General features: G+C 63.0%; 9 protein-coding genes and 1 pseudogene. 8 read left to right on the forward strand and 2 right to left on the reverse strand.

Annotated features, from left to right (window positions below; all coding sequences use genetic code 11):
- Nucleotides 1–42 precede the first annotated feature (42 nt).
- Nucleotides 43–1,770: a PAS domain S-box protein gene (locus tag LCM4576_RS19005; protein ID WP_244510843.1), complete on the forward strand. Its 1,728-nt coding sequence runs from the start codon at nt 43–45 to the stop codon at nt 1,768–1,770.
- Nucleotides 1,771–1,945: 175 nt separating this feature from the next.
- On the opposite strand, the gene LCM4576_RS37185 is transcribed toward LCM4576_RS19005, so the two are convergent.
- Entirely contained in the window at nt 1,946–2,257 is a 312-nt protein-coding gene (locus tag LCM4576_RS37185; protein ID WP_071033818.1) for a response regulator, read from the reverse strand.
- A gap of 183 nt (nt 2,258–2,440) precedes the next feature.
- Nucleotides 2,441–3,195, reverse strand: a pseudogene (locus LCM4576_RS34900) (PLP-dependent aminotransferase family protein); the annotation flags it as partial.
- A 336-nt stretch (nt 3,196–3,531) separates the two neighbouring features.
- Between LCM4576_RS34900 and uxaC the strand changes: the two are divergent.
- From uxaC to LCM4576_RS19055, 7 genes are all read left to right on the forward strand, one after another.
- A complete protein-coding gene (gene uxaC / locus LCM4576_RS19025; RefSeq protein WP_071033823.1) occupies nt 3,532–4,941 on the forward strand; it encodes a glucuronate isomerase in 1,410 nt (469 codons plus the stop codon).
- A gap of 31 nt (nt 4,942–4,972) precedes the next feature.
- The gene (locus LCM4576_RS19030) at nt 4,973–5,950 is read left to right on the forward strand and encodes a TRAP transporter substrate-binding protein (RefSeq protein ID WP_071033825.1); all 978 of its coding nucleotides are present in this window, start codon (nt 4,973–4,975) and stop codon (nt 5,948–5,950) included.
- Nucleotides 5,951–6,005: 55 nt separating this feature from the next.
- The gene (locus LCM4576_RS19035; RefSeq protein ID WP_083361432.1) at nt 6,006–6,533 is read left to right on the forward strand and encodes a TRAP transporter small permease; all 528 of its coding nucleotides are present in this window, start codon (nt 6,006–6,008) and stop codon (nt 6,531–6,533) included.
- Nucleotides 6,533–7,813: a TRAP transporter large permease gene (locus LCM4576_RS19040; protein ID WP_071033829.1), complete on the forward strand. Its 1,281-nt coding sequence runs from the start codon at nt 6,533–6,535 to the stop codon at nt 7,811–7,813. Before LCM4576_RS19035 ends, LCM4576_RS19040 begins: the two co-directional genes overlap by 1 nt.
- Nucleotides 7,814–7,824: 11 nt before the next feature.
- The gene (locus tag LCM4576_RS19045; RefSeq protein WP_071033831.1) at nt 7,825–8,598 is read left to right on the forward strand and encodes a FadR/GntR family transcriptional regulator; all 774 of its coding nucleotides are present in this window, start codon (nt 7,825–7,827) and stop codon (nt 8,596–8,598) included.
- 19 nt (nt 8,599–8,617) lie between these two features.
- The gene (gene kduI / locus LCM4576_RS19050) at nt 8,618–9,469 is read left to right on the forward strand and encodes a 5-dehydro-4-deoxy-D-glucuronate isomerase (RefSeq protein ID WP_041002686.1); all 852 of its coding nucleotides are present in this window, start codon (nt 8,618–8,620) and stop codon (nt 9,467–9,469) included.
- On the forward strand, nt 9,466–9,815 hold a 350-nt coding region (locus LCM4576_RS19055), incomplete at its 3' end, for an SDR family NAD(P)-dependent oxidoreductase (protein WP_116397962.1). The genes kduI and LCM4576_RS19055, both read left to right, overlap by 4 nt.

The following is a 9,815-nucleotide window of genomic DNA, read 5'->3' on the forward strand; positions in this document are numbered from 1 at the left end:
TCAATGGCAAAGACGAGGCCCTCCGRGCTGGTAGACGACCTCGTGTCCGTCAACTACGAAGACTTCTTCGAGAATGCTGCCGTTGGCCTGCACATCGTCGACGCGGACGGYCGCATCGTCCACGCAAACTCTGCAGAATTGCGCATGTTGGGCTATGAACCTGCCGAGTATATTGGGCAGGAGATCGCCGGTTTCTACGACGACAGAACCGTCATCCGCGACATCATGGATCGCCTCGCACGGGGCGAGAAGGTCCACCGTTATCCTGCGCGGCTGAAGGCTCGGGATGGCTCATTGAAACATGTGGAAGTCAGCTCCAGCGGGTCCTACAAGAGCGGCCGCCTGGTCCACACCCGCTGCTTTACGGTGGACGTGACACCCCTGAAAACAGCCGAACAAGTGATCGGCAGGCAAGAGCAGCGCTTCCACCAGATCCTGGACGCCCTGCCTGTGGCGGTTTACACGACCGACGCCGGAGGAACGATCACCTACTACAACCAGGCGGCGGGCGCACTGGCGGGCCGCGAGCCGAAGATCGGGCAGGACAAGTGGTGCGTGACCTTTCGGCTCTTCACCCCCGAAGGCGAAGAGTTGCCGCATGACCAGTGTCCCATGGCTATCGCGCTCAAGGAAAATAGCCCGGTCCGCGACGTCGAGGCCATCGCGCAGCGTCCAGACGGCTCGCTCTTTCCGTTCACGCCATTCCTTACCCCGTTGCGTAACGAGCGCGGAGAGCTGACCGGCGCCGTCAACATGTTGCTCGATCTAACCGACCGCAAGCGCGGCGAAGATGCTGCCCAGCACCTCTCGGCGATTGTTGAGTCCTCGTTCGACGCGATCATTAGCAAGGACCTCGAGGGGTTCATCAGAACCTGGAACAAGGGTGCCGAGCGGCTGTTCGGCTATACCTCAGAGGAGGCGGTTGGGCACCACATCACCATGCTCTTCCCGCCGGAACACGTGGACGAAGAGCCCATGATCCTCGATCGCATTCGCCGCGGCGAACGCGTCGAGAGCTTTGAAACCGTCCGCCGGCRCAAGGACGGCACCGAAATCCCGGTGTCACTCACCATCTCGCCCGTGCGTGACGCAACCGGCCGTATTGTCGGCGCCTCCAAGATCGCGCGCGACATCACGGCCGCGAAGGAGAGCGAGCAGCGTATCCGCACGCTGATGCGGGAGGTGAACCATCGCGTGAAGAACCAGTACGCCGTCATCCTGTCGATGATCCGGGAGACCAACAAGCGCTCGGAAAGCCCCGACGTTTTCGAGAAGCGGGTCCGCGAACGTATCATGGCGCTCTCGCGCTCCCACGATCTCCTGGTATCGGCCGATTGGAAAGGGGCCACCGTGGCCGACCTTATCCTAGATCAGGTCAAGCCATTCGGGCGGGAGGACGYCATCTCCCTGCATGGCCCTCTCCTCGTGCTGACCCCAAATGCGGTCCAGTATCTCGGGATCGCGTTCCATGAACTCAGTACCAATTCCGCCAAATACGGGGTGCTGTCGGGCCACAGGGGCTCGATAACGCTGACTTGGGACGTGACTGACCTTGACGGTGTCCGAACCTTCCATCTGGAGTGGACCGAAAAGGACGGGCCGGAGGTCAAGACGATCGCCCACGATGGATTCGGAACAGTCGTGCTGAACCGGGTGGCACCGGAGGCGCTGAACGGGATTGGCGGGGTCACCTACGACGCCGACCGGGTGGTCTGGACACCTCGAGCGCCTATGGCATTTGTGGCAGCGGATGATCGCAGCGCAGCTTAATGTGCGATCGGCACGGCCTCGCCCTGGCTTATGAGGTGACGGTGGCTGGACCGGGCGTGGCCCTAACGGAGGCGGGGCGGGCAATCACCTTTTCAGGCTCCGTTCCGATTTGAAATTCACAAGCCGGGGTGACCTACCGCGAGGCCACGCTCGCCACGGAGACCGAGTGTTTTGCTTAACCGGCTTTGTCGAGAACGTCGCGGATCTTCGCCGCGAGCTCTTCAAATGAAAAGGGCTTGGAAAGGAGCTGGACGCCCTTGTCGAGCCTGCCGTAGTGGACGACGGCGTTGCGCGAATAGCCGGTGGTGAACAGGGCCTTGAGGCCGGGCCGGAGTTCGGCAGCCCTTTTGACAATATCGGCGCCGGTCATGCCGCTGGGCAGGACAACGTCGGTGAAGATCATGTCGATGCGGACATTGTCCTCCAGGAACGCCAGTGCGGCGGATCCGTCACGGGCTTCCAGAACGAGGTAGCCGAGCTCCTTCAAAGATTCACCGTGTAAGCGCGCACATCGAAGTCATCCTCCACCACCAGGATCGTCTCGCCRGTGGCAGCTTCGGGGACGGGCAGGACCTCCGGGGCATCCTCAATCGACGCCTCGGAAACGAGCCGCGGGAGGTATATCTTGACGGTCGTGCCCTCCCCGACTTCGGAGTACAGTTTGACGTGGCCCTTGGACTGTTTGACGAAGCACCGCGAGTCCAGGGGTGGCAAGCTGATTGGGCCTTGCCAGCGGACGAAGGTGCTCCAGCAGGGCTTCGCGCTTCGCCTCATAGGCGCGCTTGGTGCGCCGGAGATGGCGGATGTAATGACCCTCCCGCATGAATTCGGCGGTCGCGAGTTGCACCGCCGGCCCGGGTGGGGGCGTCAGGCACGCCGCTACCTGCGCGAAGCGGCTGACGAGTTCGGCCGGCGCGATCACGAAGCCCAGCCTGATCGTCGGGCTGATCGTTTTGCTGAATGAACCGATATGGATGACGCGTCCATCGCGGTCGAGCGACGCGAGCGCCGGCGCGGCCCTGCCCGTCAATTGCAGCTCACTCAGATAATCATCTTCGATGACCCAGGCGCCGTTGGCCGCGCTCCATTCGAGCAGGCGAAGCCGCCGTTCAAGCGAGAGGGTGGCCCCCAGGGGCGCATGCTGGCCAGGTGTAACGAGGACAGCTTTGCATGCGGATGATGGCGAAACGCCTGGTCGATATCAATTCCATCCCGATCGACCGGGATCGGAGCGAGGGAAAGGCCCGCAAGCTCCAGCCCCTTCCTGGACCATGGGAAGCTGGGTTCCTCCACCCAGGCAGTGCGCCCCTCCAAGCGTAGAACGTGAAGCGCCAGGCCAAGCCCCGCTGCGAAGCCGCCGGTGACGATGACCTGCGATGGAAGGCAATTGATACCCCGGGCGACGGCAAGATAGCCCGCGATCTCTCATGCGTGTTACCGACGATTTCGCCCGAGGACTGAGAAGCTCTTTGGCTCTCCCCAGAATTCACCGGTCGCACTCTGCGACCTTGAGCTCGGGAAGCCGGCACTGAAGCGCCTGGAGGCGAGCCATGGTTCAGCCCGCGGTTCGCCAATGCGTGAAGCCTGCACCGCAAGAACCGTCGCGACGGCGAATCCTTTTTACGCGCCGTTGGCCGACAGCCCGACGAAACGGAATGCCCAGCTTCGCTCTGCCGGGACGTCATCATACAAGAATCTGATTTTTGTATGTTGACATTATTTCCTGCCGATCCTACCGATGGCGGAATTGGGAGGATCGATGTGGCTGGACTGACCGATCCCGACCTGCTGTTTCCGCCGGAGGCGAATTCGCGCGCATTGGCACGCGCGCTTTACGCCTCGGTTCGGGACCTGCCCATCGTCAGCCCGCACGGTCATACCGACCCGCGCTGGTATGCGCTCAACGAGCCGTTTCCGGACCCCGCACAGCTGCTCATCGTGCCGGACCATTACATTTTCCGGATGCTGTTCAGCCAGGGCGTGCGGCTGGAAGAGCTCGGCGTGGCGAGCCTTGACGGCTCGCCGGTCGAGAACGACGGCCGGGCGATCTGGCGGCGCTTCGCCGAGCACTATCATCTCTTCCGCGGCACGCCGACGCGGCTCTGGCTCGACCATGTGCTCGAGCATCTGTTCGGCATCGAGGAGCCGCTCACTGCGGCCAGCGCCGACCGCACCTACGATAGGATCGCCATGCTGCTGCAGCGCGACGACTATCGTCCGCGTGCGCTGTTCGAGCGCTTCAACATCGAGGTGATCGCCACCACCGAAGGCGCGCTCGATGACCTCAAATGGCACCGGACGATCCGCGAAAGCGGCTGGGGCGGCCGCGTCGTCACCGCCTACCGGCCGGACGCCGTCGTCGATCCCGATTTCCAGGGGTTTGCTTCCAATCTCGATCGGCTCGGCGACATCACCGGATGCGACACCGGCAACTGGGCCGGTTATCTCGAGGCGCACCGGAAGCGGCGCGCCTATTTCAAGGAATTCGGCGCCACCTCGTCCGATCACGGCCATCCGACGGCCGAGACCGCCAATCTCTCCGATGCGGCAGCGCAGGAGCTGTTCAACCGCATCCGCCATGGCTCGGAAGACGGCCGCGAACGGAAACTGTTCCGCGCCCAGATGCTGACCGAAATGGCCAAGATGAGCCGTGACGACGGCCTGGTGATGCAGATCCATCCTGGATCATGGCGCAATCATTCGCCTTCCGTTTTCCAGAAATTCGGCCGCGACAAGGGCTTCGATATCCCGACCCGGACCGATTATGTGACGGCGCTGAAGCCGCTGCTCGACTGCGTCGGGCTGGAACGCGACCTCACGATCATCCTGTTCACGCTGGACGAGTCGAGCTATGCGCGCGAGCTGGCGCCGCTCGCCGGCGTCTATCCGGCGCTGAAGCTCGGCCCGGCCTGGTGGTTCCATGACAGTCCGGAAGGCATGCGCCGCTTCCGCGAGATGACCACCGAGACGGCCGGCTTCTACAACACCGTCGGCTTCAACGACGACACGCGCACCTTCCCCTCGATCCCGGCGCGCCATGACGTCGCGCGCCGCGTCGATTGCGCCTTCCTGGCCCGCCTCGTCGCCGAGCGTCGACTGCGCGAGGACGAGGCGCATGAGCTGGCCGGGGAGCTCGCCTATATGCTTGCCAAGAAAGCATATCGCCTGTGAGCAGAGCGCTGCAATGTCAAGGGAGGAAGTCATGTTGCATTTTTCGAAATTGTTGGCGGCCACATTCGCCGTCGGTTCGCTGATGGTCGGGGGCGCGCAGGCCGAAACAGTCCTGCGCTCTTCGGACACCCATCCCGACGGCTACCCGACGGTCGAAGCGGTAAAATATATGGGTGACTTGATCAAGCAGCGCACCAACGGACGCTATTCGATCGAGGTCTATCACTCCGCGCAGCTTGGCGAGGAGAAGGACACGATCGAGCAGACCCAAAGCGGGGTCATCGACCTCGATCGCGTCTCGATGGGCCCGTTCAACGGCATCGTGCCGGAAACCGCCGTGCCGTCGCTACCCTACATGTTCCGCTCGGTCGAGCATATGCGCCACGTCATGGACGGGCCGATCGGCGACCAGATCCTGAAGGCGTTCGAGGCGCATAACCTCGTCGGACTGGCGTTCTACGATTCGGGCGCGCGCTCCTTCTACAACACCAAGAAGGACATCACCTCGATGGCGGACATGAAGGGCATGAAGTTCCGCGTCATCCAGTCCGACGTCTTCGTCGACATGGTCAATGCGCTCGGCGCCAACGCCACCCCGATGGCCTATGGCGAAGTCTACTCGGCCCTGCAGACAGGCGTTATCGACGGCGCCGAAAACAACTGGCCGAGCTTCGAGTCCGCCAAACACTATGAGGTCGCGAAGCATTACACGCTCGACCAGCACCAGATCGTTCCGGAAGTGCTCGTCATGTCGAAGGCGAGCTGGGACAAGCTCACGCCGGAAGACCAGGCGATCGTGCGCCAAGCGGCCAAGGACAGCGTCGTCAAGATGCGCGAGCTATGGGACGCGCAGGAGAAAAAGTCGCGCGACATCGTCGAGAAGGCAGGCGTCAAGGTGAGCGAGATCGACAAGCAGCCCCTGATCGACGCAATGAAGCYGGTCTACGACAAATATCTGTCGACGCCGGAACTGAAGGACCTCGCCGCGCGCATCCAGGCAACCCAATAGACTGTTCGCAGACATGGTGGCGCGGACGATTGCGCCACCAGGCTGGGAGACGCACATGAAACCATTCTGGCTGGCAATAGAGCGGCTGCTWTCGCAGATGGCGAGGCTGGCGCTGTGGGTCAGCGGTGCCGGGCTGACATTGATGACGGTGATCATATTCTGGCAGGTGTTCTCGCGCTATGTCTTGAACAATTCACCGAGCTGGACCGAATCGTCCGCTGTGCTCCTGATGGGCTGGTTCATCTTCCTGGGTGCGGCCGTCGGGGTTCGTGAGCGCACCCATCTGGGMTTCGACGTGCTGCTGTATTACTTGCCCCATGCCGCCAAGGCCGTTCTGCGCAGCATTTCCGATGTCGTCGTACTCGCCTTCGGCTCAGGCATGGTTGTCTACGGCGTCCAGCTCACAAGGCTGACCTGGAACACGGTGATGCCGTCCCTCGCGCTCCCTGGCGGTGTCAGCTTCCTGCCGGTGATCATGGGTGGCACGCTTGTTTGCCTGTTTTCCATGGAGCGGCTGGCCGGGCGATTTGCCGGCATGYCCGTGGACGCCGATCAATATGCCACGGGCGAGGAGGACCTTTGATGGCGCTGACTGTCCTGTTCGGCACCTTCGTTTTCCTGCTTATCATCGGCACCCCAATCGCGTTTTGTCTTGGCGTCGCCAGCTTCGCGACAGTGCTGGTGCTGGGCCTGCCGCCATTGGTGGTATTCCAGCGCCTCAACTCCGGCGTCAGCGTGTTCTCGCTGATGGCCATCCCGTTCTTCATCTTCGCCGGCGACCTGATGGTGCGCGGCGGCATCGCCGCCAAACTGGTCGCGCTAGCAGGCGCGTTGGTCGGTCACCTCCGTGGCGGGCTGGGTCAGGTCAACATAGCCGCGTCGACGATGTTCGGCGGCATTTCCGGCTCGGCGGTGGCCGATGCTTCGGCAGTCGGCGGGCTGATGATCCCGCAGATGAAAGCGCGCGGCTACAGCGTCGACTACGCCGTCAACATCACCTCTGTCGGCGCCATCATTGCGTTGCTGATCCCTCCCTCACACAACATGATCATCTACTCGATTTCGGCCGGCGGGCGCATCTCGATCGCCGATCTGTTCACCGCAGGCATCATACCGGGCCTGCTGCTGGCGCTGTCGCTGATGATCACGGCTTACTGGGTCGCCAGCCGCCGCGGCTATCCGACGGAGCCCTTCGCCGGCTTCGGCCGCGCGCTGCAATTGCTTGTCGCCGCAATTCCTGGTCTCATCCTGATCGGCATCATTTTTGGCGGCGTGCGCTCGGGCATATTCACGGCGACCGAAAGTTCCTGCGTTGCTATCGTCTATGCCTTTCTGGTGACACTGCTGGTCTATCGTTCGATGGGCTGGAACGACTTTGTCACCGCCACAACGGCAGCAGTGCGCACGACCGCGATGGTGCTCATGATCATCGGTTGTGCCGCTGCCTTCGGATGGCTGCTGGCCTACCTCAGGGTGYCGGCAGCATTGGTCGCCTTCCTGCAGGCGATCTCCGGCGACAAGCTGGTCATCCTGCTCTTGATAAACGTGGTGCTGCTCATTCTCGGCACCTTCATGGACATGTCGCCGCTGATCATCATCACAACACCGATCTTTCTGCCCGTGGTCATGGCCTACGGCGTCGACCCCGTGCATTTCGGAGTTATCCTGATCCTGAATCTCGGTATCGGCCTGTGCACACCGCCAGTGGGAGCGGTGCTTTTCGTCAGCTGCGCGATTGGCCRCATCCCGATCTGGACAGCGATGCGCTCGATCTGGCCATTCTACGGAGCCGCCTTTGCCGTGTTGATGCTTGTCACTTACGTACCGGAAATCTCATTGTGGCTACCAAGCCTCTTCCACTAGGAGTTAGCCACGTGTCGGCCACCTCAACCGACCTCAGGGTCGAGAGAAAACCGAAGCTGTCGGAAAACGTCGTCACAGCGATCCGCAAGCAGCTCCTGGCAGGCGAGATCCCGCCCGGACAAAAGCTGCCGACAGAGGGCCAGCTGACCGAGACTTTCGGGGTCAGCCGCACCGTTATCCGGGAGGCGCTGGCCAAGCTTGCCGCCGACGGCCTCGTCGAGCCGCGGCAAGGCGCCGGCGTCTTCGTCACCGAGCATATATCGACGACGTTCGGCGTCTTGGCCGCCGACATGGGCAGTAAGGATTCCATCGCGCTCAATGTGCTCGAAGTGCGCCTGGCGATCGAGATCGAATCGGCCGGGCTGGCCGCCATCCGCCGCAACGCCGCGCAGGAGGCTGCGATCCAGGAGGCCTTCTTCGAGTTCGAGCGTCTTTTGCTCGACAGCCAGCCGACCGGCCCGGCCGACCTTGCCTTCCACCGCGCGATCGCCAGCGCCACCAACAACCCGTTCTATGTCGAGATGCTCGACGTGCTCGGGCGCCGCGCCATTCCCTGCGACGTCACCTCACCCTGGTCGACCGAGCTCGTCCAGTCGGACGAGTACCAGCGCGGYCTGCAACGCGAACATCTCGTCATTTTGAACGCGATCTCGGYCGGCGATGCCAATGCCGCGCGCGAGGCGATGCGGACGCATCTCTCCGCCAGCCAGCAGCGCTACCGCGAGCGGCTGCAGGCAAGGCAGGCCTATTACGCCAATTCGCTGAAAGCCGCGTCGACCGAGTGATTATCAGGCAAGGGCAGACATGGACCAGAGACACACCGAGTTTTCGTCGCGCTTCGCCATCGATCCGGCGGCCGCGGCAGCCATGGGGACCGATGAGTTGCGCCATCATTTCCACATAGGCGGCCTGTTCAAGCCCGACCTCGTTAGCCTGACCTATACCCATTACGACCGCATGGTCGTCGGCGGCGCCATGCCGGTCGACAAGATCCTGCCGCTCGAGGCGATCAAGCCGACCGGCACCAAGGCCTTCCTCGAGCGCCGCGAGCTGATCGCTGTCAACATCGGCGGCGCAGGCACCATCACTGCCGACGGGGTTCCTTACGAGATGGCGGCGCTCGACATGGTCTATCTCGGTATGGGCACCGGGCAGGCGTCGTTCGCCTCGGCCGATCCAGACAATGCGGCAAAGTTCTACCTGCTCAGCGCGCCGGCGCATCAGACCCATCCCAGCCGCCTGATCCGCATCGGCGACGCCAGGCGGCTTGACCTCGGCAGCCAGGCCACCAGCAACGAGCGCTCGATATTCCAGTTCATCCACGCCGATAGCGCAAAAACCTGCCAGCTCGTCGTCGGCATGACGCAGCTCGCGCCGGGATCGGTCTGGAACACCATGCCCTGCCATGTGCATGACCGGCGCATGGAAGCCTATCTCTATTTCGACCTGGCCGAGGGCCAGCGCGTCTTCCACTTCATGGGCGAGCCCGACGAGACGCGCCACATCGTCATGCGCAGCGAGGAGGCGGTGCTGTCGCCGGGCTGGTCGATCCATTCGGGTGCCGGCACTTCCAGCTACGCCTTCGTCTGGGCGATGGCCGGCGACAATGTCGACTATACCGACGTCGACCAGGTGACGATGGATCAATTGCGGTGAGCGATCTTTCCGCCTTCAGCCTCACGGGCAAGCGCATCCTGGTCACCGGCGCCAACACGGGCATCGGGCAAGGCATCGCCGTGTCGATCGCGCGCGCCGGYGGCCTGGTCGTCGGCGTCGGCCGGTCGGCGATGGACGACACCGCCGGGAAAGTCGCGGCCGTGGGCGGCAGCTTCGAAGCGGTCAAATCCGATCTCGGCGATCCGGCGGAGGCGGCGGCGATGCTCGACCGGGTCTGGGGCGAGAGCGGGCCGCTCGACGGCCTCGTCAACAATGCCGGCATCATCCGGCGCGCCGATGCGGTCGACCTCAGCGAAGCCGACTGGGACGAGGTGATGGACGTCAA

The organism is Mesorhizobium sp. LCM 4576 (genome assembly GCF_001854815.1).
Taxonomy (GTDB): domain Bacteria; phylum Pseudomonadota; class Alphaproteobacteria; order Rhizobiales; family Rhizobiaceae; genus Mesorhizobium; species Mesorhizobium plurifarium.

Coding starts and splice junctions, on each gene's coding strand:
- kduI (WP_041002686.1), top strand. CDS start 8,618: ATGGACCAGAGACACACCGAGTTTTCGTCGCGCTTCGCCATCGATCCG.